The 25100-nt window shown below is 70.3% G+C and carries 21 protein-coding genes and 2 pseudogenes; 7 read left to right on the top strand and 16 right to left on the bottom strand.

The window, feature by feature from the left end:
- Positions 1 to 5 precede the first annotated feature (5 nt).
- Complete coding sequence (locus BTZ20_RS19315; protein WP_223263416.1) at positions 6 to 902, top strand: polysaccharide deacetylase family protein; 897 nt, start codon at positions 6 to 8, stop codon at positions 900 to 902.
- Between the two features lie 12 nt (positions 903 to 914).
- On the opposite strand, the gene BTZ20_RS19320 is transcribed toward BTZ20_RS19315, so the two are convergent.
- Complete coding sequence (locus BTZ20_RS19320; RefSeq protein ID WP_077042468.1) at positions 915 to 2312, bottom strand: acyl-CoA synthetase; 1398 nt, start codon at positions 2310 to 2312, stop codon at positions 915 to 917.
- A 104-nt stretch (positions 2313 to 2416) separates the two neighbouring features.
- Here BTZ20_RS19320 and BTZ20_RS19325 point away from each other — a divergent pair, with 104 nt between their 5' ends.
- Complete coding sequence (locus tag BTZ20_RS19325) at positions 2417 to 2923, top strand: DUF6790 family protein (RefSeq protein WP_077042469.1); 507 nt, start codon at positions 2417 to 2419, stop codon at positions 2921 to 2923.
- 44 nt (positions 2924 to 2967) lie between these two features.
- Here BTZ20_RS19325 and BTZ20_RS19330 read toward each other — a convergent pair whose 3' ends face one another.
- The 10 genes from BTZ20_RS19330 to BTZ20_RS19375 all read right to left on the bottom strand — a co-directional run bounded on the left by BTZ20_RS19330 (position 2968) and on the right by BTZ20_RS19375 (position 13042).
- A complete protein-coding gene (locus BTZ20_RS19330; RefSeq protein WP_077042470.1) occupies positions 2968 to 3339 on the bottom strand; it encodes a hypothetical protein in 372 nt (123 codons plus the stop codon).
- A 166-nt stretch (positions 3340 to 3505) separates the two neighbouring features.
- Positions 3506 to 3733 (bottom strand): hypothetical protein, encoded by a 228-nt coding sequence (locus BTZ20_RS19335; protein WP_077042471.1) that lies wholly within the window; start codon positions 3731 to 3733, stop codon positions 3506 to 3508.
- On the bottom strand, positions 3733 to 4887 hold the full coding sequence (locus BTZ20_RS19340) for a Rieske 2Fe-2S domain-containing protein (RefSeq protein ID WP_077042472.1): 1155 nt from the start codon (positions 4885 to 4887) through the stop codon (positions 3733 to 3735). Before BTZ20_RS19340 ends, BTZ20_RS19335 begins: the two co-directional genes overlap by 1 nt.
- Before the next feature lie 126 nt (positions 4888 to 5013).
- Positions 5014 to 5985, bottom strand: a complete 972-nt coding sequence (locus BTZ20_RS19345) for a proline dehydrogenase family protein (RefSeq protein WP_077042473.1) — start codon at positions 5983 to 5985, stop codon at positions 5014 to 5016.
- A 2-nt stretch (positions 5986 to 5987) separates the two neighbouring features.
- Complete coding sequence (gene pruA, locus BTZ20_RS19350) at positions 5988 to 7631, bottom strand: L-glutamate gamma-semialdehyde dehydrogenase (protein WP_077042474.1); 1644 nt, start codon at positions 7629 to 7631, stop codon at positions 5988 to 5990.
- Between the two features lie 103 nt (positions 7632 to 7734).
- Positions 7735 to 8823, bottom strand: a complete 1089-nt coding sequence (gene dapC, locus BTZ20_RS19355; RefSeq protein WP_077043835.1) for a succinyldiaminopimelate transaminase — start codon at positions 8821 to 8823, stop codon at positions 7735 to 7737.
- A gap of 40 nt (positions 8824 to 8863) precedes the next feature.
- On the bottom strand, positions 8864 to 9187 hold the full coding sequence (fdxA, locus tag BTZ20_RS19360; protein ID WP_027502985.1) for a ferredoxin: 324 nt from the start codon (positions 9185 to 9187) through the stop codon (positions 8864 to 8866).
- Between the two features lie 188 nt (positions 9188 to 9375).
- Positions 9376 to 10158 (bottom strand): hypothetical protein, encoded by a 783-nt coding sequence (locus BTZ20_RS19365; RefSeq protein ID WP_077042475.1) that lies wholly within the window; start codon positions 10156 to 10158, stop codon positions 9376 to 9378.
- Positions 10155 to 12740: a bifunctional FO biosynthesis protein CofGH gene (locus BTZ20_RS19370; RefSeq protein WP_077043836.1), complete on the bottom strand. Its 2586-nt coding sequence runs from the start codon at positions 12738 to 12740 to the stop codon at positions 10155 to 10157. Before BTZ20_RS19370 ends, BTZ20_RS19365 begins: the two co-directional genes overlap by 4 nt.
- Positions 12741 to 12847: 107 nt before the next feature.
- On the bottom strand, positions 12848 to 13042 hold the full coding sequence (locus BTZ20_RS19375) for a hypothetical protein (RefSeq protein WP_077042476.1): 195 nt from the start codon (positions 13040 to 13042) through the stop codon (positions 12848 to 12850).
- A gap of 152 nt (positions 13043 to 13194) precedes the next feature.
- Here BTZ20_RS19375 and BTZ20_RS19380 point away from each other — a divergent pair, with 152 nt between their 5' ends.
- The 5 genes and pseudogenes from BTZ20_RS19380 (at position 13195) to BTZ20_RS19400 (ending at position 20171) form a co-directional block, all read left to right on the top strand.
- Entirely contained in the window at positions 13195 to 13674 is a 480-nt protein-coding gene (locus BTZ20_RS19380) for a PH domain-containing protein (protein WP_077042477.1), read from the top strand.
- A gap of 134 nt (positions 13675 to 13808) precedes the next feature.
- The gene (locus tag BTZ20_RS19385; protein WP_083742966.1) at positions 13809 to 15269 is read left to right on the top strand and encodes a PH domain-containing protein; all 1461 of its coding nucleotides are present in this window, start codon (positions 13809 to 13811) and stop codon (positions 15267 to 15269) included.
- 40 nt (positions 15270 to 15309) lie between these two features.
- Entirely contained in the window at positions 15310 to 18321 is a 3012-nt protein-coding gene (locus BTZ20_RS19390) for an alpha-mannosidase (RefSeq protein WP_077042478.1), read from the top strand.
- A 98-nt stretch (positions 18322 to 18419) separates the two neighbouring features.
- Positions 18420 to 19418 (top strand): esterase/lipase family protein, encoded by a 999-nt coding sequence (locus tag BTZ20_RS19395; RefSeq protein ID WP_077042479.1) that lies wholly within the window; start codon positions 18420 to 18422, stop codon positions 19416 to 19418.
- 61 nt (positions 19419 to 19479) lie between these two features.
- Positions 19480 to 20171: pseudogene (locus BTZ20_RS19400) on the top strand (uracil-DNA glycosylase).
- Between the two features lie 23 nt (positions 20172 to 20194).
- On the opposite strand, the gene BTZ20_RS19405 reads toward BTZ20_RS19400, so the two are convergent.
- The 5 genes and pseudogenes from BTZ20_RS19405 to BTZ20_RS19420 form a co-directional block, all read right to left on the bottom strand.
- Entirely contained in the window at positions 20195 to 20614 is a 420-nt protein-coding gene (locus BTZ20_RS19405; RefSeq protein ID WP_077042480.1) for a hypothetical protein, read from the bottom strand.
- A 24-nt stretch (positions 20615 to 20638) separates the two neighbouring features.
- Positions 20639 to 20797: a hypothetical protein gene (locus BTZ20_RS27380; RefSeq protein ID WP_169310534.1), complete on the bottom strand. Its 159-nt coding sequence runs from the start codon at positions 20795 to 20797 to the stop codon at positions 20639 to 20641.
- Between the two features lie 106 nt (positions 20798 to 20903).
- Positions 20904 to 22280 carry a glutamate decarboxylase gene (locus tag BTZ20_RS19410; RefSeq protein WP_077042481.1) on the bottom strand — a complete coding sequence of 459 codons (1377 nt, stop codon included), beginning with the start codon at positions 22278 to 22280 and terminating at the stop codon, positions 20904 to 20906.
- Between the two features lie 147 nt (positions 22281 to 22427).
- Entirely contained in the window at positions 22428 to 23306 is an 879-nt protein-coding gene (mshB, locus tag BTZ20_RS19415) for an N-acetyl-1-D-myo-inositol-2-amino-2-deoxy-alpha-D-glucopyranoside deacetylase (protein ID WP_077042482.1), read from the bottom strand.
- Positions 23303 to 25086: pseudogene (locus BTZ20_RS19420) on the bottom strand (ABC transporter family substrate-binding protein). The gene mshB and the pseudogene BTZ20_RS19420 overlap by 4 nt, the downstream one beginning before the upstream one ends.
- Between the last annotated feature and the right edge of the window lie 14 nt (positions 25087 to 25100).

Below are 25100 nucleotides of genomic sequence, written 5' to 3' on the forward strand. Positions count from 1 at the left end.
ACCGAGTGCGTGCGACACCGACCCGTCGGGCCCTCCTATTCGGCCTGCTCGGCGGGGCCGCATCCGCAGCGACGGGCTGCGCGGATCTCGGCGTCTCCTCGGTCTCGAACGCCGGGACGACCTCCCCTCCCAGGTCCGCCGAGATCCAGGGCGGCGCGGTGCCGCAGCCCCCACTGCTGCCCCCGCCGCCACCTGACCCTGCCACCCTGATCGCGCGCCACGCGGGCGCCGTTCCCCATGAATGGGGCCCGGCCGTGACAGGGACCCGGACCCGCCTCGCGGCACCCGGCCCGCGTATGGCCCTGACCTTCGACGGCTGCGGCGGACCGCGCGGCAGCGCGGTCGACCCCGACCTGATCGCCCTCCTCGAACGCGAGCACCTGGCCGCCACACTGTTCCTGAACGCCAGGTGGATCGACGCGAACCGGGAGCTCACCGACCGGCTCGCCGCGAACCCGCTCCTCGAGCTCGCGAACCACGGCACCATGCACCTACCGCTCTCGGTGTCCGGGCGCTCCGCGTACGGGATCGCGGGCACCGCGTCGGTCACCGAGGTGATCGACGAGGTGATGGTCAACCACCAACGCCTGCAATCGATCACCGGCGTCCCGCCGCGCTGGTTCCGGCCCGGCACCGCCCACTGCGACGAGGTCGCGGCCGCCGTCGTCCGGGATCTCGGCGAGGAGGTCGTCGGTTTCACGGTGAACGGCGACTCCGGCGCGAGCATGCCCGCCGCGAAGGTCCAGGACGCGCTGACCTCAGCGGCACCCGGCTCGATCGTGATCGCGCACCTCAACCGCCCGCTGGGCGCAACCGCCGAGGGTCTGGCCGCGGCCCTGCCCGCGCTGCGGGCTCAGGGTCGCGAGTTCGTCACGCTCGGCGGTGCGGGCGCGTTGACCTAGGGCACCGCGGGATCAGCCGAGCTGCTTCTTCTGCACCTTGCCGAGTGCGTTGCGCGGCAACGAGTCCACCACCCGGATCTCGCGGGGCCGCTTGTGCGCGGACAGCTCCGCGACCACGTGCTCGATCAGGTCCTCGGGCGAGGGCACATCGCCGACAACGTAGGCGACCAGCCGCTGACCGAGGTCGTCGTCCGGCACCCCGACCACCGCGACCTCGCGGACCGCCGGGTGGCCCAGCAGCGAGGCCTCCACCTCGCCTGCCCCGATCCGGTACCCACCGGACTTGATCAGGTCGGTCGATTCGCGGCCCACGATCCGATGGAATCCGTGCTCGTCGATCACCGCGACGTCCCCGGTCTTGAACCAGCCGTCCTCGGTCCACGAGGCCGCGGTCGCCTCCGGGCGGTTCAGATACCCGTCGAACAGCATCGGACCGCGCACCTGCAGTTCGCCGATACTCTCGCCGTCGTGCTGGACCGGGGTCCCGTCCTCGTCGATCAGCCGGGTCTCCGCGCCCGCGACCGGCAGCCCCACCCAACCCGGGCGGTGCTCGCCGCCGACCCGGGTGCTGACCGTGATCATGGTCTCGCTCATGCCATATCGCTCGATCGGCACCAGCCCGGTCAGGTCCGCGAGCCGCTCGAACACCGGCACCGGGAGCGGGGCGCTGCCGGAGACCAGCAGCCGGGCGCCGCTCAGCGCCTTGGCCGACGCCTCGTCCTCGACGATCCGCGACCACACCGTCGGCACACCGAAGTAGAGCGAGCCGTTGGCCTGCGCATACGCCTCGGGCGTTGGCCGCACGGTGTGGACCAGCCTGCTGCCGACCCGCAGCGGGCCGAGCAGCCCCAGGATCAGGCCGTGCACGTGGAACAGCGGAAGTCCGTGCACCAGTGTGTCGTTCGCGGTCCACTTCCAGGCATCCGCGAGCGCGTCGAGGCCGGCGGCGATGGCGCCCCTGCTCAGCAGCACGCCCTTCGGCGGGCCCGTGGTGCCGGAGGTGTAGAGCACGAAGGCGATCGAGGACGGGGGCGGTTCGGGGTGAGAGTGCCAGTCACGGGTGTGCAACCGCACCGGCACGACCGGCAACCCGCTGCCGTCAGGAGCCTTCCCGAGCCAGGCCTGCGCCCCCGAATCGGACAGAATGTGGCTCAACTCGGTCTGACCGGAGTCCGGCGGCACCGGCACGACCGTGACTCCCGCGAGCAGGCAACCGACCACCGCGATCACCGTCGACGCGGTCGGCGTGGCGAGGACGGCGACCCGCTCGGCGCCGCCGATGCGCTTGGCGAGCGCTCCTGCAGCGCCGAGGAGGTCGCTGCGCGAGAGCGTGGTGTCGCCGATCCGGACGGCGTCGGCGACATCGTCGCCTCTGGCGACGGCGAGGGCGTCTAGCGATCGAAGCAGCACCAGCCCAGCGTCTCACACGGAGCGTTCACCAAAAGGGCAACACGACGACGTCCGAGCCGCAACCATGGAATCGACGCCCGTGACGTTCAATCCGAGGAGGTCCAGTGACCACTGTGATCGCCGTTGCGCTGGCGTTGATCGTCGCCGCGATACAGGCCCGCCGACACCGGACGGACACCAGGCCCGCGGCGGTGATCGACACCTACCTCGTGTGGTGGCTGGTGCTGGCGATCGGGCTGAGCTCGGTGGTCGGCGCCGCCTTCCACGTGTTCGACGGCCCGGCCATCGCCGAGATGATCGGGTACACCAGGGGCGACGGCGGATTCCAGTTCGAGAACGCGATGGGTGACCTCGCGATCGGCGTCACCGGCGTCCTGTGCTTCTGGTTCCGCGGCTACTTCTGGCTGGCGTTGCTGACCGTCACCACGATCCAGTACCTCGGGGATGCGGCGGGACACGTGTACTTCTGGATCGCCGAGGACAACACCAAGTCGGGCAACATCGGCGCGCCGCTGTGGTTCGACATCATCCTGCCCGTCATCGGGTTCACGCTGTACGCGCTGTCCTACCGGCGGGGCGGCGACGCGCGGCCGGTCGGCGCCCGAACCTGATCGCTAGGCCGTGGGGCTACCAGCTCACTGCTCGGACAGCTCGGTCACCGTGACGGAAAACTGCCCGGAGCCGACCGGAAACACGCTGCATTCGAAGGTGCTGCGGACACTCCCCCGGAGCTGTCTAGCGAATCGACCACGCCACGGACCTCGTGACCGAGCCCCGCGAGAGTCGTCTCGTGTGCCTCCGGGAAGTCCGGGGTCGCAGGCGAATTCAATCGTTCCGCCACGGCCTCCTCACAGCGCGATTCCGCATCGAGGGCGGCCTGCGCCGCGGAGGCGCGATCGCGTGCGTCCGCCGCCCGCGGGGCGGCCAGGTCCTCGGCGGTCGGCTGCGGCGTGTTCTCGCCGCGGATGATTGGAGTGATGACCACATAGCCGACGACGGCCCCGACGACGACACCGAGGACACTCAAGACTCGGCTCTTCCGTTTCCGGGGTGCCGCGACGTCTTGGACTTGCTGGGGTGCACTCATACAGAAGAAATATCAGACAAACCCGGCAACCCAAGAATCCGATAAGGGCTCCTATGGAACTCGCCGGGCGCGGCGTGCTCGTGCCGCGCCCGGCGAGGGCGGTAACTCACTCCGGGACGGGAATGCGTCCGTCCAGGACGGCCTTGCGGATCGATTCGCGCAACGCCGAACAGCGACCGACCCGCGCACCGCGCTGGGTCAGCGACGGATCCTTCTGGTACTCCTCGCAGATGACCTCGGGGTGGTCGGTGCTCCACTGGACAGTGGTGTGCTCCCAGCTGCTCTTCTCGACGAGCACCCGGTTGCCGCAGCGTTGGCAATCGACCGGCTCCATCAGGCCGAGGCCTCCGCGTCGGCCTTGCGGGCGATGTTGTCGGCGACTTCCTGCTTCCACGCCTCCACCGGCCTTGTGGTGTCGAGCTCGAACTCGAAGCGGTCCACCATCTCCGGCTTGACGTCGGCGACGTCCACGTAGAACTGCTCGTACCAGCGGCGCAGCTGGTAGACGGGGCCGTCCTCGTTGGTGAGCAGCGGGTTGTCGATCCTGGTCTTGTTCTTCCAGATCTCGATGTCCTGCTCGAAGCCGATGCCGATGTAGCCGATCATCGCCTGCACCATCTGGTCGGCGATCTCCGCCGGGACCTCCGCGGTCTTCTTGACCTTGATGCCGTACATCAGCACGAACTGGTCCGGGCCGACCGGGTAGTGGCAGTTGATGAGGATCGACTCGGCCTTGAAGTGCTCGTAGTGGTACGTCAGGTCGTCGATCATGAACGACGGGCCGTGGTACGCCGCGGTCGAGGTGGTCGAGACCAGCTGCGGGACGTCCGGGTCGTCCCACTCGGTGATGTCCTCGCGGCCGACGCCCTCGTACTCCTGGATCGCGACGTGTCCCTCGAAGATGTTCTTGAAATACGTCGGGAACGAGTAGTGCACGTAGAAGAAGTGCGCCATGTCGACGACGTTGTCGATGATCTCGCGGCAGTTGGTGTCGATGACGATCGACTTCCACACCCAGTCGGTCCACTCCGTGCCCTCGGGGCACATCTGCGGGATCGTCACGTCCGCGGGCGGCGGGTTGCCCTCGGGGTCGTTCCAGACGAACAGCAGCTCGTCCTGCTCCATGATCTTCCAGGCGCGAGTGCGGGCCAGCGGCGGGACGCGGCGGGCGTAGGGGATCGCGGTGCACTTGCCGTTGCCGCCCCAGCGCCAGTCGTGGAACGGGCAGGCGATCGAGTCGCCCTTGACGGTGCCCTGGCTCAGGTCGCCGCCCATGTGCCTGCAGTAGGCGTCGAGGATCTTGATCTCGCCGTTGCTGTCGGCGAACACGACGAGCTTGGTCCCGAAGGCCTCGATGGAGTGCGGCTTCCCGTCCCGGAACTCCTCCGCAAGCCCAAGGCAGTGCCAGCCACGTGCGAAGCGAGCGGGCGGGGCGCCCTGGTCGATGACGCGAACCTCATCGGTTATCTCGGTTTCCACGTTGGTCATGAAGCGTCCTCTCGTTCAGCGGCCCCCGGGGTGACCGCAGTGATACCGGTCACAGCTCCCTTCAATCTCCTTGGCCGAGAACCCGTTCTCCATAGCTGTTCCCACCCACCGGGCGGTTGCCCCTTCTCAGTCCCTCGTGAAGACCGAACGGACGAAGAAGCCGAGGTTGGCGGGCCGCTCCGCGAGCCTGCGCATGAAGTAGCCGTACCACTGGCCGCCGTACGGCAGGTAGACCCGCATCTGGGCGCCGAGCCCGGCCAGGCGGAGCTGTTCGCCGTCCCTGATCCCGTAGAGCATCTGGTGTTCGAAGTCCGCCGCGTCCCGCCCGGACGCCGCCGCCATCGAGCCCGCGTCCGCGATGATCGCCGGGTCGTGGGAGGCCACCATCGGGTAGCCGCTGCCCTCCATCAGCACCCGCAGGCAGCGCAGGTAGGAGGCGTCCACGTCGGCCTTGGCCTGGAAGGCGACCGATTCCGGTTCCCGGTACGCGCCCTTGCACAGCCGGATCCGCGAGTCCGGTCCCGCCAGGTCGCGGCAGTCTGCCTCGGCGCGGCGCAGGTACGACTGCAGCACCGCACCCAGCCACGGATAGTCGGCCCGCAGTTCGCGGACGATGGACAGGGTCGAGTCGGTGGTGGTGTGGTCCTCGGCGTCGACGGTGATCCAGACCCCGCTCCGCTCCGCCGCTGCGCAGAGCGTCCGCGCGTTCGCCAGCGCGATCGCGCGGCCGTCGACCGGCAGCGCCTGCCCCAGCGCGGACAGCTTCACCGACACCTCGAGTGGGCGCACCCCGCCGGGCTCCTTCGCCTCCTGCAGCTCCGCCAGGTCGGAGAGCAGGGCCAGGTACTCGGCGACGGCGGCCCCCGCCTGGGCCTCGTCGGTGGTGTCCTCGCCGAGGTGGTCGATGCTGATCAGCCGGCCGGTGTCGAGGATCGCGCGCGCGGCCGTCAGTGCTTCCGCCCTGGTCTCCCCCGCGATGAACCGTTTGACGATGGATCGGGTGACGGGCGCCTTGGTGATCGCCGCCTTGAGCGTCGTCGATCGCGCGGCCGCCAGGATGGCGGGCCGCAGCGGGTTCTCGAACACCTGAGCCACCACGGCTACTCTTCCGGCTCCATGTGCGGGTAGCGGTGGTCCGTCGGCGGGACGAAGGTCTCCTTGATCGTCCGGGCGGACGTCCAGCGCAGCAGGTTGATCGGCGAGCCCGCCTTGTCGTTGGTGCCGGACGCACGGGCCCCACCGAAGGGTTGCTGTCCGACCACCGCACCGGTCGGTTTGTCGTTGACGTAGAAGTTGCCTGCCGCGAATCGCAGTGCCGCGGCTGCCTTGTCGACCGCGACCCGGTCGTCCGCGATGATCGATCCGGTGAGCGCATAGGGGGCGCCCGAGTCCACCACCGCGAGCATGTCCTCGAAGGCACCTGGCTTGTCGTCGTCGTAGACGTGCACCGACAGGATCGGTCCGAAGTACTCGGTGGCGAAGGACTCGTCGCGCGGATCCTCGGCGAGCAGCACCGTCGGCCGGACGAAGTACCCCTCGCTGTCGTCGTACTTGCCACCGACCGCGATCCGCACCCCGGCTGCGTCGCGCGCCCGCTCGATCGCGGCGACGTTCTTGTCGTAAGCCGCGCGGTCGATGAGGGCCCCGCCGAAGTTCGACAGGTCCGTCACGTCGCCGTAGCTGACCTGATCGACCTCGGCCAGGAAGGACTCTCCCATCCTGTGCCACACCGACTTCGGGACGTAGGCGCGGGACGCGGCCGAACACTTCTGGCCCTGGTACTCGAAGGCTCCGCGCACCAGCGCCGTGCTCAGCACCTCCGGATTCGCCGAGGAATGCGCGACCACGAAGTCCTTGCCGCCGGTCTCGCCGACCAACCGCGGGTACCCCCGGTACGAACCGATATTGGCCCCCACCTCCCGCCAGAGGTGCTGGAAGGTCCTGGTCGAGCCGGTGAAGTGGATGCCTGCCAGGCGCGGATCGCTCAGCGCCACATCGGAAACCGCGGCGCCCGAGCCGGTGACGAGGTTGATGACGCCCGGCGGCAGCCCCGCCTCCTCGAGCAGCTTCATCGTCCAGTAGGCGGCGACGGTCTGCGTGGTCGACGGTTTCCAGACGACGGTGTTGCCCATCAGCGCGGGCGCGGTCGGCAGGTTGCCCGCGATGGCGGAGAAATTGAACGGCGTGATCGCGTAGACAAAGCCCTCGAGCGGCCGGTACTCGAGCCGGTTCCACACCCCAGGACCGGAGACCGGCTGGTCGGCCAGGATCTGCCGGGCGAAGTGCACGTTGAACCGCCAGAAGTCGATCAGCTCGCACGGCGCGTCGATCTCGGCCTGCTGGACCGACTTGGACTGACCGAGCATGGTGGCGGCTGCCAGCGTCTCCCGCCAGGGACCGGAGAGCAGGTCCGCGGCCCGCAGCAGCACGGCGGCCCGGTCGTCGAAGGACAGGGCCCGCCAGCCGGGCGCGGCGGCGACCGCGGCCTCGATCGCGTCGTCCGCATCCTCGTGGGTGGCGTTGGTGAGCGTCCCGAGCACCGCCGAATGCCGATGCGGTTGAACGACGTCCACCCGCTCACCGGCGCCCTGCCGGTGCACGCCACCGATCACGTGCGGCAGCTCGAGCGGCTCCGAGGCCAGCACGGTGAGCTTGGCGGTGAGCAACAGCCGCTCGCGGCTACCCGGTGCGTACGAGTACACCGGTTCGTTGCTGGGCGAGGGAACCCGAGTGACGGCGTCCATGCTGCCTCCTGCCCGCGGGGGACGCTGCAGGGGCGGTACCCCGGCAACGAGGAACTCCGCCCCAGGCTAGCGCCGTGGCGGGTCCGCGGCCAGGTAACGAGGGTCAGGCAGTGAGTCGCGTCGCGGCGGCGGCGATCCGCTCATCGGTCGCGGTGAGCGCGATCCGCACGTGCCGCCTGCTGCCGGGCCCGTAGAAGTCGCCGGGCGCGACCAGGATGCCCCGGTCCGCGAACCAGTCCACCGTGTCCCGGCAGGCCTCCTCGCGGGTGGCCCACAGGTACAGGCCCGCCTCCGAGTTGTCGACGGCGAACCCGGCGGCGCGCACGGCGGGCAGCAGCACCTCGCGGCGCGCGCGGTACCGCTCACGCTGCTCGTTCTCGTGCGCGTCGTCGTTCAGCGCCGCGGTCATCGCGGCCTGCACGGGGAACGGCATGATCATCCCGGCGTGCTTGCGCACCTCCAGCAGCTCCGCGACCAGGGCGGCGTCACCGGTGATGAAGCCGGCCCGGTAGCTGGCCAGGTTCGAGGTCTTCGACAGCGAGTGCACCGCCAGCAGACCGGTGTGGTCGCCGTCGCAGACGCGGGGGTCGAGGATCGAGTACGCCTCGGCCTCCCAGGTCAGGCCCAGGTAGCACTCGTCGGAGACGACGATCGCGCCGCGCTGCCGGGCGAAGTCGACGACCTTGCGCAGGTGGTCGATGCCGAGCACCTTGCCGGTCGGGTTCGACGGCGAGTTGATGAAGATCAGTGCCGGACTCTCGGGGCCGAGCCGCATGGTGCCGTCGGCGCGCAACACCCTGGCGCCTGCGAGCAGCGCGCCCACCTCGTAGGTGGGGTAGGCGACCTCGGGGATCACGACCAGGTCATCGGCGCCCAACCCCAGCAGCCGAGGCAGCCATGCGATCGCTTCCTTGGTGCCGATCGCCGGCAGCACGGCCGCCGGATCGAGCCCGGTGACCCCGTACCGCCGGGCCAGCGCACCGACCGCGGCCGCGCGCAGCTCCGGAGTGCCGTGCGTGGTCGGGTACCCCGGCACCTCCGACACGGAGGCCAGCGCCTCGCGGATCAGCGGGTCCACCGGGTCGACCGGGGTGCCGACCGAGAGGTTGACGATCCCGTCGGGATGGGACTCGGCCTTGGCCTTGGCGCCTGCCAACGAGTCCCAGGGGAAGTCGGGCAGCCCCGCGGACACGGGGACCCGGGTGCGAGCGGTCACGGCGGTACCGAGCAACTCAGTGCTCGCCCATCGGCGGCAGCGCCTTGATGAACGGCGGGTCGTAGTCGACCTTGCCGAGCTTGGCTGCGCCACCGGGCGATCCGAGGTCGACGAAGAAGTCGACGTTCGCGCTCACGTAGGCATTCCACTGATCCGGCACGTCGTCTTCGTAGAAGATCGCCTCGACGGGGCAGACGGGCTCGCACGCGCCGCAGTCCACGCACTCATCGGGGTGGATGTAGAGCATGCGGCCACCCTCGTAGATACAGTCGACAGGGCATTCCTCGATGCACGCCTTGTCGAGAACATCCACGCACGGTTCAGCAATCGTGTAGGGCACTGCTGCTCTCCCTGCCTTTCGTCAAAAACCATCACGCCGGGCGAACCCCCATGTCCGCCCAGGAGTTACCAGTATCTCCTCCCCGGGCCGGGGACACCCGCTTAGGGTGCCCTGACCGCCGGATTCGGCGCGAAACCGGGGAGCACTCACAGACTACTGGGGAGCGGCCCGCGGCACCGGGTCGAAAGTCAGACGCTCGACAGGCCCTGCACGCCCGATCGGCCCGCAGCCGTCCGCACCGTGTGGCCGTCGATCCAGCGCTGGCCCTGCGCGGCCGCCCTGGCGAGGGCGCCCCGCTCACCGAAGTAGTCAGCCACCGCGCCGACCAGGGGCAGCTTCCCGAGGGTCCGATAGGGCTGGCCCGGCCTCGGCCGCTTCCCGAGCTCGTCGGGGATCGCCCGCAGCATCCGGGAGGTGGTCCACATCGCGCCGAGCAGGGCGAACGGCCGCCAGGACGAACCGGCCTCGGGGGGCGTCGCATCCGGGTGCGCGAGCAGCGTCCTGGCGTCGGTCTGCCTGCGGCAGAGCACCGAGGCGAGCAGATCCACCTGGGCGCTGCGATCGGTGACGCCGAGCTCCCTGGCCACCGCGACCAGCACCAGCGTCTGATTCGCGAACGCCAGCAGGTCCTGGATCGGCAGCCGCCGGACGAGCGGCCCGAACACGCCGGGGAACGCCACCGCGATGGTGTTCAGCGCGCCGAGCCGGGTCACCCACCACCGGGCGCGGCGCTCGTCGCTCGCCCGCTCCCACGCCGCGGTGCCGGGCACCTCGGCTACATCGAGCAGCCAGGCCGCGGCGTCGAGCACCTTCTCCGCGATCGAGCGCTGCTCGGCCGTCGGTGTGAAGGTCCGAGCCTTGATCCGCAGCGGGTCGGTGCTCATCAGGTCGAGCACCGGGTTGATCCCCCAGGCCGCGCGGTCGAGCACCGCGACGACCCTGCCGTCACCGATCCGATCCTTCTCGCTCATGCCACTCCCACCCTTTCGGCATAACCCGTCGTGCGCTGCCGGGCCGGGCGTCCGATCCCCTCGGCGATCGCCCGGAGCTCCGCCACCGTCATCTCCGATCCGTGCTGCGAACCGGCCATCCGCGAGATGGTCTCCTCCATCAAGGTGCCGCCCAGGTCGTTGGCGCCGCCCTGGAGCATCGCCTGCGTCCCCGCGACGCCGAGCTTGACCCAGCTGGTCTGGATGTTGTGGATCCGCCCGTGCAGCATGATCCGCGCCAGCGCGTGCGCGGCCCGGTTGTCGCGCTGCGTCGGCCCCGGCCGAGACGCCCCTGCCAGGTACAGCGGCGAACTCTGGTGCACGAACGGCAGCAGCACGAACTCGGTGAATCCGCCGGTGCGGTCCTGGATTCCGCGGAGCACGTTGAGGTGCCCCACCCAGTGGTGCGGCTGATCGACGTGCCCGTACATCATCGTCGAGCTGGATCGCAGGCCCACCTCGTGCGCGGTGGTGACCACGTCGATCCAGGTGCTCGTCGGCAGCTTGCCCTTGGTGAGCACCCAGCGCACCTCGTCGTCGAGGATCTCGGCCGCGGTGCCGGGGATCGAGTCCAGGCCCGCCGCGCGCAGGTCGGTGAGCCAGTCCCGCACGCTCTGGCCGCCGCGGGAGGCGCCGTTGACGATCTCCATCGGGCTGAAGGCGTGCACGTGCATCGACGGCACCCGCGCCTTGACGGCGCGAACGAGGTCCGCGTAGCCGGTGACGGGCAGCTCGGGGTCGATGCCGCCCTGCATGCACACCTCGGTGGCCCCGGCGACGTGCGCCTCCCACGCCCGGTCGGCCACCTCGGCGGTGGACAGGGTGAACGCGTCGGCGTCGCCCTTGCGCTGCGCGAAGGCGCAGAACCGGCAGCCGGTGTAGCAGATGTTGGTGAAGTTGATGTTCCGGTTCACCACGTAGGTGACGTCGTCGCCGACGGCGTCGCGACGCAAGGCGTCGGCCAACGCGACCATCGCCTCGAGGCCCTCGCCGTCGGCGGTGGCCAGGGCCCGGTACTCGTCGTCGGTGCAGGCGCCGGGGTCGCGCTCGGCGCTGCGGAGCGCCGCCAGTACCTCGGAGTCGAGCCGCACCGGCGCGCCCTGGCTGGACAGCTCGAGGACCTGCTCGCGGACCGAGTCCCAGTCACCGAACGCGCTGCCGAGGTCGCTGCGGGTCTCGGTGTTGCGGCCCTCGGTGTCGATCGCGGTGTTCAGGTCGATGCGCCCGGCCGACACCCACGCCTCGTCCGGCTCCTGCCAGGGCAGGCCGGTCGGCCGGGTGTCCGGCCTGGCCAGCCCGGTCACCGGGTCGGCGAGGGCCTGGACGTGCGCGGAGATGCGGGGGTCGATCCACGGCGAGCCGGCGAGCACGTACGGCGGCTGCGCGGCCGTCCGCTCGGTGAGGGTGTAGCCCGCCTCGGCTGTGATCGCGGCCAGCGTGTCGAGGTTCGGCCACGGCCGCTCGGGGTTGACGTGGTCCGGGGTGAGCGGCGAGACGCCGCCCCAGTCGTCGACGCCCGCGGCGATCAGGGCGAGGCACTCGTCCGCGGACACCAGGTTCGGCGGTGACTGGATCCGCATGCCGGGCCCGAGCAGCAGCCGGGCGACGGCGATGGCGGCCCGGAACTCCTCGATTCCCGCGTCCGGCGCGTCGCGCATCGCGGTGTCGTCCTTGGCAAGGAAGTTCTGGATGATGACTTCCTGGATGTGACCGAACGCCTTGTGGGACTTGCGGATCGCGAGAATGGACTCGGCCCGTTCGGTCATCGTCTCGCCGATCCCGACCAGGATGCCGGTGGTGAACGGGACCGAGAGCCTGCCCGCGTCGGTGAGGGTGCGCAACCGCACGGCCGGATCCTTGTCGGGGCTGCCGTAGTGGCATTCACCCTTCTCGGTGAAGAGCCGGGTGGACGTGGTCTCGAGCATCATGCCCATCGACGGCGCGACCGGCTTGAGCCGTGAGATCTCCTCCCAGCTCATCACGCCCGGGTTCAAGTGCGGCAGCAGTCCGGTCTCCTCGAGCACCCGGATCGACATCGCGCGCACGTAATCCAGGGTGGAGTCGTAGCCCCGGGACTCGAGCCACTCCTGCGCCTCCGGCCACCGTTCCTCGGGCCGGTCACCGAGGGTGAACAGCGCCTCCTTGCAGCCGAGTTCGGCGCCACGGCGGGCAATGTCGAGCACCTCGTCCGGGTCCAGGTACATCCCCCGCCCCTCGGCCCGCAGCTTGCCGGGGACGGTGACGAACGTGCAGTAATGGCACTTGTCGCGGCACAGCCGGGTCAGCGGGATGAAGACCTTGCGCGAGTAGCTGACCGTCTTCGGCCGCCCCGCCGCCTCGAGGCCGGCATCGCGGACCCGTGCCGCCGAGGTGCACAGATCCTCGAGGTCGGCGCCGCGGGCGTGCAGCAGCACCGTCGCCTCGTCGACGTTGAGGGTGGCGCCGTCGCGGGCGCGGCGAAGCGCCCTTCGCATCGCGGACGCCGACGGGGCCGCCAGACCTGCGGGCGGGGCCGGTGCACCCACCTGCGCGGATCCCGACGGCATCGCGGGATCGGGCAGCATCGCGGGCGTGGTCGAGGGGGCGTCGTCAGTGCTCACGCGTTCGATCATGCGCCATCACCCGTTGGACCTGCCAGGGGAGGCCTCCCCGCCGCCGCAAACGCGCCCGGTCACCCGTGCGGATACTCGTCGTCGTCAGGCACGACACGCGCCTGTTCGGCCGCGTCGGCGTCGTTGACCTCGAGCGAGCCGGGCGACGCTTCCGCCGTGGTTTCCGCGTCGTCCTGCTCGACGACGGGGGTCTCCTGCTCGGCGCGGTCGGCCTCGGGGACCTCGGGTCCGGAGGCGGGATCGAATCGGTCCATGGTCGTTCCTTCCCTCGCCTCTCCCAGGCTAACCCTCCCGCGGACCCGCGGGAGAGGGGCGACATCGACCGAAACCGGCGGATGATCGCACTGTGACGGCACCGGATCGGGCAGGCTGGAGAGGTGAGCACTCCCCTCCCCCCGTCGTCACCATGGCCGACCCCCAGTGGCGACCCAGCACCCGCGCCCCGCAGTTGTGGGCGATCAACGCCGCGCTGATGTGGATCCCTGTCTTCATCGCCCAGATCGTCTGGGGATTCGTCGACGGGCGCTGGACCACCTGGCCGCATGTCGCGGTGTTCGTCGTCAGCCTCGCGGTTGCGGCGACGCACGTCTTGGTCGTCCCGCAATGGCGGTACCGCGTGCACCGCTGGGAGATCAGCGCCGACGCGGTGTACACGAAGACCGGCTGGTTCACCCAGGAGCGCCGCATCGCCCCGATCTCCCGGGTGCAGACCGTCGACACCGAGCGCGGACCGATCGACCGGATGCTCGGCCTCGCCACGGTCACCGTCACCACCGCCTCGTCCGCGGGCGCGGTCACCATCACCGCGCTCGACCGCGAGGTCGCGGACCGGACCGTCGCGCAGCTCACCGAGATCGCGGGCCGCAACGTCGGGGACGCGACGTGAACGCACCAGGGCACCCGGCCCCGCCGCACTACGCGACACCGCACCCCGCACCCGGTACCGCCCCACCGGAGGCCTCGGGCGCCGCCGCCCTGGCGGCCGAGCAGGAACAGCCGTGGCTGCGGCTCGACAAGCGGATGCTGCTCGTCCATCCGGTCGACGAGGTCGTCAAACTGCTACCGGTGCTGCTGATCTCACTGGTCGTCGGCACCCAGAGCGGCAACCACACGTTCGGGCTGATCGTCGTCGCCGTCCTGGTGGCGTACGCGCTGCTGCGCTGGTTCACCACCAGCTACCGGATCGGCCCGGTCCACGTGCAGCTGCGCACCGGGGTGTTCCAGAAGAACCTGCTCTCGGTGCCGCGCAACCGGATCCGTTCGGTCGACGTGGAATCCGGCGTGCTGCACAGGTTCCTTGGCCTGTCGGTCGTCCGGATCGGTACCGGCCAGCAGTCCGGACACGGCGACTCCAAGAGGTTCGAGCTCAACGCGCTCGATTCCGCCCTTGTCCCAGCACTGCGCGCGGCCCTGCTGGCCGGGCACCAGCAGCCCGCGGCGCCTGCCGATGCCGAGACGGTCCGGGTGGGCGCGGACGCGGGCACCCCGAACCCGGAAACGGAGATCGCGCACTGGACGCCGGCGTGGGTCCGCTACGCACCGTTCTCCGTCACCGGGGTGGTGACGGTGGCCGCCGCGATCGGCCTCGCCTTCCAATACGGGCTCGGCAAGCGGATCGCCGACTCCTCGGCGGTGAGTCGAGGGGTCGACTCCATGCAGCACCTCGGCATCGCCGCCGCCGTCGTGCTCGGGCTGGTCGCACTCATCGTCGTGGCGAGCGGGCTCTCCTGCGTGCGCTACCTCATCGCGTTCGGCAACCTCCGGGTCACCGACAACGGCAAGGTGCTGCACGTCAGCCACGGCCTGCTCAAGATCAGGCAGACCACCCTGGACCGGGCCCGGCTGCGCGGAACCTCGCTGCGGGAGCCGCTGCTGCTGCGGGCCGCGGGCGGTGCCCACCTCGACGCGATCATGACCGGGATCAGCGCAGGCAAGGGACAGTCCACCCTGCTGATGCCGCAGTCGCCGCGGGCCGAGGCCGAGCGGGTGGCGGCCGTTGTCCTCGGCGGCGACCACTCCCCCGTGGCACTCACCCCACACGGCCCGGCGGCCAGGCGCCGCCGGTACACCCGGGCATTGCTCCCGGTGGCAGCGCTGGCCGTTGCTACCGCGGTCGCAACGGCTCTTGGCGTGCCGCTGCGGTGGCAGGCATGGGCCGGGCTGGCGGTCCTGGCTGTGGCCGCCACCGCGCTGGCCTGGGACCGCTATCGCGGCCTCGGTCACGCCACGCCGCCCGGATGGCTCATCACCCGCAGTGGCTCGCTGGACCGCAGCCGGGCCAGCCTCGAGGCCGACGGCATCATCGGATGGACCGTGCGGCAGAGCTGGTTCCAGCGGCGCGCCGGGGTCGCCACCGTGGTGGCGGCCACCCCGGCCGGTGCCGGCCACTACGAGGTCCTCGATCTGCCCGCCGACCGCGCCTGGGCCCTGATCGAGACCGTGACCCCTGGCGCGGGCGACATCTGGACCCGCACCACCTGAGCCGATCCTTCTGACCCTCATCGACGCACGGAGGACACCGATGCACGACGATCGCGAAATCGTGGAGGAGCGGCTGCGACGGTTCGTCGATCAGCGGCTCGGTGCGGCGCTCTACCGGGACACCGCCCCGGTCGAGCTCACGGCGTGGCAGGTGCCGGGCGAGCCGGTGCCCGTGTCGGAGGCACTGAGGCAGGAGTTCGCGGCCATCGCGATCGGGACCCGCTGGGGCAGGCCGTGGGGGACGATGTGGCTGCACGTGACCGGGCGGGTGCCGGATCGTTGGCAGGGCCTGGGCGACGACGTCGAGGTGGAACTGGTGGTCGATCCCGGGTTCACGGGCGGCCCCGGATTCAACGCCGAGGCGCTCGCCTACCGGCCCGACGGCACCGTCATCAAGGCGATCTCCCCGTTCAACACCTACCTTCCTGTTGACCCGCACCGGCCGGTCGACCTCTACCTCGAGCTGGCCGCGAATCCCGATGTGGCACGGAGTTTCGGCTTCCAGCCCACCGCGCTCGGCGACCTGGACACCGCCGGCGAGGAACCGATCTACCAGCTCCGCCAGGTCGACTTCGCGCTTCGCGACCGCACGGTGTGGGAGCTGACGCAGGACATCGCGGCGCTCAGCGGCCTGATGCACGCGCTGCCGTTCGACCTGCCGCGCAGGCACGAGATCCTGCGCGCCCTCGAGCGGATGCTCGACGCCGTCGACCCGGACGACATCGCGGGCACCGCCGCGGCCGGCCGCAAGCAACTGCGCGAGGTGCTCGCGCGACCGGCCTACGCCAGCGCACACAACCTGATCGCCGTCGGGCACGCTCACATCGACTCGGCCTGGCTGTGGCCGGTGCGCGAGACGATCCGAAAGTGCGCCCGCACCTTCTCCAATGTCGTTGCGCTGATGGACGATCACCCGGACTTCCGGTTCGCCTGCTCGTCCGCGCAGCAGCTCGCCTGGGTCAGGGACGGCTATCCGGAGCTGTTCGAGCGGATCCGGGACAAGGTCGCGACCGGCCAGTTCGTCCCGGTCGGCGGCATGTGGGTGGAGGCCGACACCAACATGCCCGGCGGCGAGGCCATGGCGCGGCAGTTCGTGGCGGGCAAGCGGTTCTTCCTCGACGAGTTCGGCGTCGACACCCCCGAGGTCTGGCTGCCCGATTCGTTCGGCTATTCGGCCGCGCTGCCGCAGTTGGTCCACCTGTCGGGGTCGCAGTACTTCCTCACCCAGAAGATCTCCTGGAACAAGACGAACCGGATGCCGCACCACACCTTTCGATGGGAGGGCATCGACGGCACCCAGGTCTTCACCCACTTCCCCCCTGTCGACAAGTACAACTCGGACCTGTCCGGACACGACCTCGGTCACGCCCAACGCAACTACCGGGAGCAGGGCGCGGGGACGGTGTCCCTTGTCCCGTTCGGGTGGGGCGACGGCGGCGGCGGGCCGACCCGCGAGATGCTGGCCGCGGCAGAGCGGACCCGTTCGCTCGAGGGCTCACCCACCGTGACGCTGGACTCGCCGGTGAACTTCTTCCGCCGGGCCGAAGCCGAGTACCCCACCCCGCCCGTGTGGTCCGGCGAGCTTTATCTGGAGCTGCACCGCGGGACCTACACCTCGCAGGCCAGGACCAAGCAAGGCAACCGGCGCAGCGAGCACCTCCTGCGCGAGGCGGAACTGTGGGCGACCACGGCCGCCGTGCGGGCCGGGGCGCACTACCCGTACGACGAGCTCGAGCGGCTCTGGCATCTGGTGCTGCTGCAGCAGTTCCACGACATCCTGCCGGGCAGCTCCATCGCGTGGGTGCACCGCGACGCCGAACGCAACTACGCCGCCGTCGCGGCCGGTCTGGAGGAGATCATCGCCGACGCGGCAGGAGCAGTGACCGGGGAGGGCTCGGCGACCCTCACCCTGAACGCGGGCCCCCAGGCGCGCGAGGGCGTGCCCGCGTTCGGCATCGCGACCGCAGTCCCCGAGGCCACCCCCACCCGGATCACCGGGCGAGGCAAGGGTTTTGTCCTCGACAACGGCCACGTCCGGGTCAGGATCAACGGCGACGGCCTGATCACCTCGCTGACCGATGCCGACACCGGACGCGACGCCATCGCACCCGGCGCGGTCGGCAACCTGCTTCAGCTGCACCGGGACGTGCCGAACCAGTGGGACGCCTGGGACATCGACGAGTTCTATCGCCGCACGGTGACCGACCTGCGGGATGCCGACTCCGTCGATCGTGACGGCGACGCCGTGGTGGTGCGCAGGTCGTTCGGGGACTCGACCGTCGTGCAGCGGCTCGAGCTCGCCCCCGGCGCCTGCGCGCTGGAGATCAGCAACGAGATCGATTGGCACGAACGGCAGAAGCTGCTCAAGCTGGCCTTCCCATTCGACGTGCACGCCGACCGCAGCGCCGCGGAGACACAGTTCGGCCACGTCTTCCGACCGACGCACTCCAACACGTCCTGGGACTTCGCGAAGTTCGAGATCTGCGCGCACCGCTGGGTCCACGTCGGTGAGCCCGGGTACGGCGTCGCGGTCGCCAACGACTCCACCTACGGCCACGACATCGGACGCTCCGCCCGGCAGGACGGCGGCAGCACCACCACCGTGCGCCTGTCGCTGCTGCGCGCGCCGCTGTACCCGGACCCCACCTCCGATCAGGGCGCACACACGTTGCGGGTCTCCGTCCGGCCGGCTGCCACGATCGGCGACGCCGTCGCCGAGGGCTATCGGATCAACCTGCCACCCCGCACGATCACGGGCGGCGCGCCGGTCGAACCGCTGCTGCGGGTGTCGAATCCCGCGGTGGTGGTGGAGGCAGTCAAGCTCGCCGAGGACCGCAGCGGCGACGTCGTGGTCCGGCTGTACGAATCCACCGGCGCCAGATCGACCGCGCGGATCGACGTGGACTTCCCGCACGCGGGCATCGAGACCGTCGACCTGCTCGAACGGCCGGTGGCCGCCCCCACCGGCGCCACGGTCGACGGCGACACGATCACGGTGACGCTGAGGCCGTTCCAGGTGCTTACGCTCAGAGTGCGAGCCGCGTCGGACTGACCGAACGGGGCATTCTCCTGCGCCGACCCCGTCGGGGGTGTTACAGATGACGGCTGCACTGTCTCGCACTTCCCGCACCCAGCCTCAGGAGTACTCACGTGAACGACCGGCTCCGCGCGGTCGCGACGAGCGTCGCAACCGTCGCACTGTTCGCCCTCACCACCGCGATCCTCCCGTCGGCGACGGCGTCCGCCCAGTCCTCGATGACGGGTTCCGCGGCGGAGCCCGAACAGGGACTGCTCGCAGGCGCGAACGACTGGGAATGCGAGCCGTCGCCGGAGCACCCTCGACCGGTCGTGCTCGTGCACGGCACCGGTAGGAGCATGCAGGAGAGCTGGGGTAACACGGAGAACCCGAGCGACAAGGGCCCGCTGATCAAGCCGCTCAAGGACGATGGGTACTGCGTCTTCGCGCTGAACTACGGCTTCGCCCCCTCGCTCTTCCTTGGCCCGACCCCCATCCCGGCAGGCCGGGACTGGTGGGGACACGCGGCGATCGAGGACGCGGCGGTCGAGCTGGCCGAGTTCATCGACAGAGTTCGCACGGAAACCGGTTCCGCGCAGGTCGACGTCGTCGGGCACTCGCAGGGTGGCACCGTGACCCGGCAGTACCTCCGGTTCGCCGGCGGGGCGGACCAGCAGAACCCCGCGAACAGCAAGGTTCACACCCTGGTCATGCTCGCGCCGTCCACCCACGGGACGAGCTACCGCGACCAGTACCCGACCGTGGAGGCGGCCAGGGCAGCGGGCGCCTCGAAGTCCTCGCAGCAGCAGATCATCGGATCGGAATTCCTGGCCAAACTCAACGCAGGCCAGGAGACGTTCCCGGGGATCGACTACACCGTCATCGCATCGAAGACGGACCGGACCATCACCCCGTACACGGGGTCGTTCCTCGACGCCGCCCCCGGACCGTCCCTCAACAATGTGTACGTGCAGGACGAGTGCCAGGACCAGGACCTCTTTGTCGGGCACTCCAGGAAGAGCTTCGACACCGGCCCGAATCCGCAGGTCGGCCTCCTCGAGCACTCGGCTCCGATCTTCCTCGCCCGCAAGGCACTCGACCCGACGCTGACGGGCACGGTTCCCTGCTCCTGACCGACCTGGACCACGCGCGGGTACCGTCGGATCTGTGGAAGCCCATGCCACCCTCGCCGAGATGGACGGCGAGCTCGTCGACTGCAGGCGCTGCCCACGGCTGGTCGAGTGGCGCGAGCGCGTGGCCGTCGAGAAGCGAGCCGCATTCCGCGACGAGACGTACTGGGGCAGACCCGTTCCCGGGTTCGGTCCGGCCGATGCCGCGCTGTTGATCGTCGGGCTCGCCCCCGCCGCGCACGGCGGGAACCGGACCGGCCGGATGTTCACCGGCGACCGCAGCGGGGACGTGCTGTACGCGGCGCTGCACGCGGTCGGGCTGGCGAACCAACCGGCCGCAGTCAGCCGCGACGACGGCCTGCGGCTGCGCGGGGTCAGGGTCACCGCACCCGTGCACTGCGCGCCCCCGGACAACAAGCCGACGCCCACCGAGCGGGACACCTGCCGCCGCTGGATCGACGAGGAACTGCGACTGCTCAGCCCCACCCTGCGGGCGGTAGTCGTGCTCGGCGGATTCGGTTGGCAGGCACTGTTTCCCGCGCTGGCCGACGCAGGCTGGGCGGTACCGCGGCCGCGGCCGAAGTTCGGCCACGGCGCCCACGTTGTCCTGCCCCGACCGGCGACGGCAGCGCGCTGGAGGTGTTCGGATGCTTCCACGTCAGCCAGCAGAACACCTTCACCGGCAGGCTCACGCAGGCGATGGTCGAGGCGGTGTTGTCCGATGCCGGTCTGGCTGCGGGGTTGCTGCCCCGGTAGCCGACACTCTCACTTACCCGCGTCTAGGCCCGGCGGGCGGAGTTGCCGCGCGCGACGGCGTCCTCGGAGGCGTACCTCAGCAGGAGCAGCCCGGCGGGCACCACCGCAAACCCGAGCAGCACCAGGGTCAGTGGGCTCGCGAGCAACAGGGCGTCCCCACCCGGACCGCCGACCATGCACAGCACGAAGCCGAGGAACCAGCCGACCAGCGGCAGCGCCGCCATCGAGGCCCGGTCGGTCACGGTGCGGGCCCCGAGCACCAGCAACACGTTGACGACGCCCGCGGCGAGCGCGCTGATCGGAAACGCCACCGCACCCAGGTAGGTGGGCAGGAACAGCACGGCCAGCACGGCCGTGAGCGCGCCGTCGAACATCAGCAGGCCGAGAATCGCCGAGTCGAGGATGCGACGCCCGGTCGGTGCGGGGCTGGTGCCGGAAGTCATGGCACCAATCGTAGGCCGGGGGCTTCAGCCCACCGGCGGGTAGCCGAGGAGCGTGAGCAGGTGACTCTGCATGTCGACGAAGTTGTACAGCGCGTTCATGTACATCTCGTGATGCTGCTCCGAGTGGGGACGCAGCGAATCCACGAATGCCACGATCGCGTTCTGAACACTCCAGTTGTACATCGACACCCTTCCGTCAGCCCGACCCGGCTATGACCCGCATCACAGTCTAATCGGATTGGTGTCGGCCGTCACAGCCGACCCCTGCCTCGGGAGGTACCTGAACCCGTCAGTGATGGAACCCCGACCGGGCCTCGTCGGACGGCGTGCCCCCGGCCAGCCGCGCCAGCGATCGACGGATGTCCTCCGCCAGCAGGGAGATCACATCGCGGGAGATCCCGTGCCGTACCAGGACCCGCTGGATGACGGTCTCCTGACGGTTTGCGGGCAACGGGTACGAGGGCACCTGCCAGCCGCGCCGCCGCAGCTCGTCACTGAGGTCGTACAGCGAGAAGCCCGCCGTCGCCGGGTCGGTCAGGGTGTAGGACACCGCGGGCAGCCCGCCGGTCCCGTCGTAGAGCAGGGTGAACGGCCCCATCGTCTTGATCTCCTCCGCGAGGGCCTGGGCGGTCTCGGCGCACGTCTGCTGAATCCTGCGGTAGCCCTCGCGGCCGAGGCGCAGCATCAGGTAGTACTGGGCGACGATCTCGCCGCCCGGCCGGGAGAAGTTGAGCGCGAAGGTCGGCATGTTGCCACCGAGATAACTCACCCGGAACACCAGGTCCTCAGGCAGCAGGTCCGCCGACCGCCACACCACCCAGCCGACCCCGAGCGGGGCCAGTCCGTACTTGTGACCGGAGGTGTTGATGGAGGCTACCCGCGGGATCCGGAAGTCCCACACCAACTCCGGCTGCACGAACGGGGCGATGAATCCCCCGCTGGCCGCGTCGACGTGAACGGGCACGTCCAGCCCGGTATCCGCCATGATCGCGTCCAGCTCCGCCGCGATCTCCTCCACGGGCTCGTAGTCGCAGGTGTACGTGACGCCGAGGATCGCGACGACACCGATGGTGTTCTCGTCGACGTACTCCCGCAATTGGTGCGGACGGATCCCCGTCGCGCCCGGCTCGAGCGGGACCTGGCGCAGTTCCACGTCGAAGTACCGGGCGAACTTGTCCCAGCAGATCTGCACCGGTCCGCACACCAGGTTCGGGCGGTCGGTGGGCTTGCCCTCCGCCTGCCGCCGCTGGCGCCAACGCCACTTGAGGGCCAGCCCACCGAGCATCGCGGCCTCGCTCGATCCGGTCGTGGAGCAGCCCATGGTGTCGCGGCCCGCAGGCGAGTTCCACAGGTCCGCCAGCATGTGCACGCACCGGGACTCGAGTTCCGCGGTCTGCGGATACTCGTCCTTGTCGATCATGTTCTTGTCGAGGCAGTCGTTCATCAGCCGGTGGACCTCGTCCTCGGACCAGGTCGAGCAGAACGTCGCGAGGTTCTGCGAGGAGTTGCCGTCCAGCTGGAGTTCGCTGTGGATCAGCGCGTAGGCGATCCGCGGGTCCGACGCTTCGTCCGGCATCTGGTACTTCGGCAACACTTCTCGGCTGAGCGGCGTCGAGTAGATGTCCTGGGCGTCCCCGCCCCTGTCGGTGACCCTGTGCAACGCCATCGGGCTGATCCCTTCGTGATCCGGAAATCGATAATCGATCTGGATACAACGTGCGAGAGAACTCAGGAACGACTGATGAAGCACCCGAGGGTAACCCGGATCGGGTCACGCCGTGGGGGGACTGGAAGCCTTCGGGACGACCGCTTGCTAGAAGGCGATGCCGGAGAACAGGTCCCGCTCGCGACCGTCGGCATCGACCGCGCCGCGGGCGCCGCGCACCAGGACGTAGTGTTCCTCGGCCAGGATCGGCTGCGCGACGTTGTTCGACAGCGCGTACTCCGTGCCCGTCTCCGAGACCGTCACCTGCGTCGCATGCGAGGCCAGCGCGGCCCGCTTCGCATCGAGCACCGCCCGCACGTCCACCGCGGCGGTCACCGTCTCGTCGAGCACACAGGGCAACTCCCCCGGCTCCGGCATCCGCCACGACGCCGGGATCTCGGTGATGCACTCCATCCCCTGCGCCAACGAGTTCGCCTCGGTGACAGTCCAATACACCTTTGCCGGCTCCCAGGGCCGGCCCGCGTCCGGATACGCATCAGTGCCCGCGGCCAGGGCCGCGTCCATCGTGAAGCGGTGCGCCTGGATGTGATCGGGGTGGCCGTAACCGCCGTCCGGGTCGTAGCAGACCACCACGTGGGGACGGACCTCCCGGATCACCGCGACCAGAGCCGCGACCGCCTCCTCGGGGTCCGCGTTGACGAAGGCGCGCGGGTTGGCTGCTGACGGGGTGCCGATCATGCCGGAATCCCGCCAGCGTCCCGCCCCGCCGAGGAACCTGGGTCCGTCGACGCCAAGCCTTGCGAGCGCCTCGGTCAGTTCGAGGATGCGGTAGCCGCCGAGCTGATCGGCCCGGTCCGCGACGAGACCGGCCCACCGCTCACCGATCACCTCGCCCTCCTCGCCGAGCGTGCAGGTCAGCACGGTCACCTGCGCGCCCTCGGCGGCGTACCGCGCGATGGTGCCCCCGGTGGTGAGGGTCTCGTCGTCGGGATGGGCGTGCACCAGCAGCAGTCGACGTTCGCTCACTGGGGGCTCCTCGACCAGCCTGCGGCATCGGCGAAGATGCCGACCTGGATCGCGCCGGTCAGCGACACACCCTGGACGCCTGGCCCGGCAGCGACCACGGTCGTGTCCTGCAGGACGGGCAGCACGGCGGCGAGATCCCACAGCTTCGGCTCGGCCTGCGCGATCACGTGTCCGACATCCGCGGTCCCGCGAAGCGCCTCGTCGATCCCCGCCTGCAGGGCCGAGTCACAGAGTCCCGACAGATTGCTCGGGGCAAGCGGATCGGGCACGACGTCGGGATCGGCGTCTGTCGACTCACCGGCGCCGGATGGGGCCGGGGCAGGCATCGCGGGCGGGGGCAGGCGAACCGGGAGGCCATCGAGGTCGCCGGGTCGGAGCCCGCGCGCGACCAGCCGACCACGGCATCGACCTCGCCCTCGACGAGCGACTTGCCGTACAGCTCGTCCGGACGCATCGTCGTCACCGAGGCATCCACCCCGGCGCCTCGAAGCTGGTCGGCCGCCGTGTTCGCGACGGCGATGGCGGAGTCGTCGCCCTCGGGCGCACCGATGACCAGGGCCAGCTGCTCGCCGTCCTTCGCGATCGTGGCCGTCGTCGTCTCCCCGGGGCCTTCAACGGACGCGTGAACCCAGCCCGCCTCGGCGAGCAACCCGAGCGCCTGCTCGCGGCTCGGCGCGGGCGGGGCGGTCGGGACGTAGCCCGGATCGGACGGCGCCAGCACCTGGGCCCGGGCAGGCGTCGCGTTCGCGCCGGTCGGGGTGCCGACGGAGGCCAGCAGGTCGGGGCTGAGCAGCCCCATCAGACCGCGACGCAGCCGCTGGTCGGCGAGCGCGGGGACCCTGCCGTTCAGGGTCAGCTCCAGCACCCGGGGCGCGGGGGTGACGGCGGCGCGCACCGAGGGGATCGCGGCCAACTGAGCCTGCAGCGGGCCGCTGCCCCGCACCTGCGCGACCTGGGCGTCACCGGAACGGATCGAGTCGGCCAGCTGCGCGGACGAACCACCGCGACGCATGAGGATCTGATCGGGGGTCGCGGGCTTGCCCCAGAACCGGTCGTTGCGTTCGAGCAGGATCTCGTCACGGCCGCGGTCGATGGACTTGATGTGGAAGTCGGCGCCGGACACCGGGATGTTCTCCGCCAGTCCGCGGGTGAACCCACCCGGCGAGTCCTTCACCAGGTGCGAGGGGAGCAGGTCCGTGAACAGCTCCCGCCACGCCGGATACGGCGAGCTCATCGTCACGGTGACGGTCTTGCCGCCGCCCGAGGAGCCGATGTCGGTGATGAGGCCGTAGCCGGCCGGGTCGACGACGCCGGGCTGGCTGATCATCTGCCGCCACAGGTAGCGGAAGTCCTCGGCGGCGATCGGCGCGCTGTCGGACCACTGCGCCTCGTTGCGGAGCTGGTACGTGACCGTGAACGGATTCTGGGAGGTGACGTCCGCGGAGATCAGCAGGGATTCGTCGGGGAGCCAGTCCGTGCCGCCGGGGCGCGTCGGGCTCGGCACCGGGCGGAAGGCGCTCGGCAGCACCATCGAGCTGACCGCCGAGGTGACCGGGGACTGGTCGGAGAGCAGGTGCGGATTGAAGCCGAGGCCCACGTCGTCGATCGCGACCACGACGGTGTTCTTGGTGGGCACCGCCGTCGTCGGCTTGGGACTGTCGGTGCTCTCCACCGGCGGCGGCGGGTTCGCGGTGCAGCCCGCCAGCACCAGGCCGGCGACAAGGGCTGTCGCGATCGGCAGGATCCGTCGGGTTCGTCGTCCCGCTCGATGCACTCGCACGTCCCTTTCGATCT

Source organism: Rhodococcus sp. MTM3W5.2 (assembly GCF_001984015.1).
GTDB lineage: Bacteria > Actinomycetota > Actinomycetes > Mycobacteriales > Mycobacteriaceae > Rhodococcus_G > Rhodococcus_G oryzae.

Coding starts and splice junctions, on each gene's coding strand:
- BTZ20_RS19335 (WP_077042471.1), bottom strand. CDS start 3,733: ATGGAGCCGGTCGATTGCCAACGCTGCGGCAACCGGGTGCTCGTCGAG.
- BTZ20_RS19340 (WP_077042472.1), bottom strand. CDS start 4,887: ATGACCAACGTGGAAACCGAGATAACCGATGAGGTTCGCGTCATCGAC.
- pruA (WP_077042474.1), bottom strand. CDS start 7,631: ATGGACGCCGTCACTCGGGTTCCCTCGCCCAGCAACGAACCGGTGTAC.
- BTZ20_RS19365 (WP_077042475.1), bottom strand. CDS start 10,158: ATGAGCGAGAAGGATCGGATCGGTGACGGCAGGGTCGTCGCGGTGCTC.
- BTZ20_RS19370 (WP_077043836.1), bottom strand. CDS start 12,740: ATGCTGCCCGATCCCGCGATGCCGTCGGGATCCGCGCAGGTGGGTGCA.
- BTZ20_RS19375 (WP_077042476.1), bottom strand. CDS start 13,042: ATGGACCGATTCGATCCCGCCTCCGGACCCGAGGTCCCCGAGGCCGAC.
- BTZ20_RS19380 (WP_077042477.1), top strand. CDS start 13,195: ATGGCCGACCCCCAGTGGCGACCCAGCACCCGCGCCCCGCAGTTGTGG.
- BTZ20_RS19385 (WP_083742966.1), top strand. CDS start 13,809: ATGCTGCTCGTCCATCCGGTCGACGAGGTCGTCAAACTGCTACCGGTG.
- BTZ20_RS19390 (WP_077042478.1), top strand. CDS start 15,310: ATGCACGACGATCGCGAAATCGTGGAGGAGCGGCTGCGACGGTTCGTC.
- BTZ20_RS19405 (WP_077042480.1), bottom strand. CDS start 20,614: ATGACTTCCGGCACCAGCCCCGCACCGACCGGGCGTCGCATCCTCGAC.
- BTZ20_RS27380 (WP_169310534.1), bottom strand. CDS start 20,797: ATGTACAACTGGAGTGTTCAGAACGCGATCGTGGCATTCGTGGATTCG.
- BTZ20_RS19410 (WP_077042481.1), bottom strand. CDS start 22,280: ATGGCGTTGCACAGGGTCACCGACAGGGGCGGGGACGCCCAGGACATC.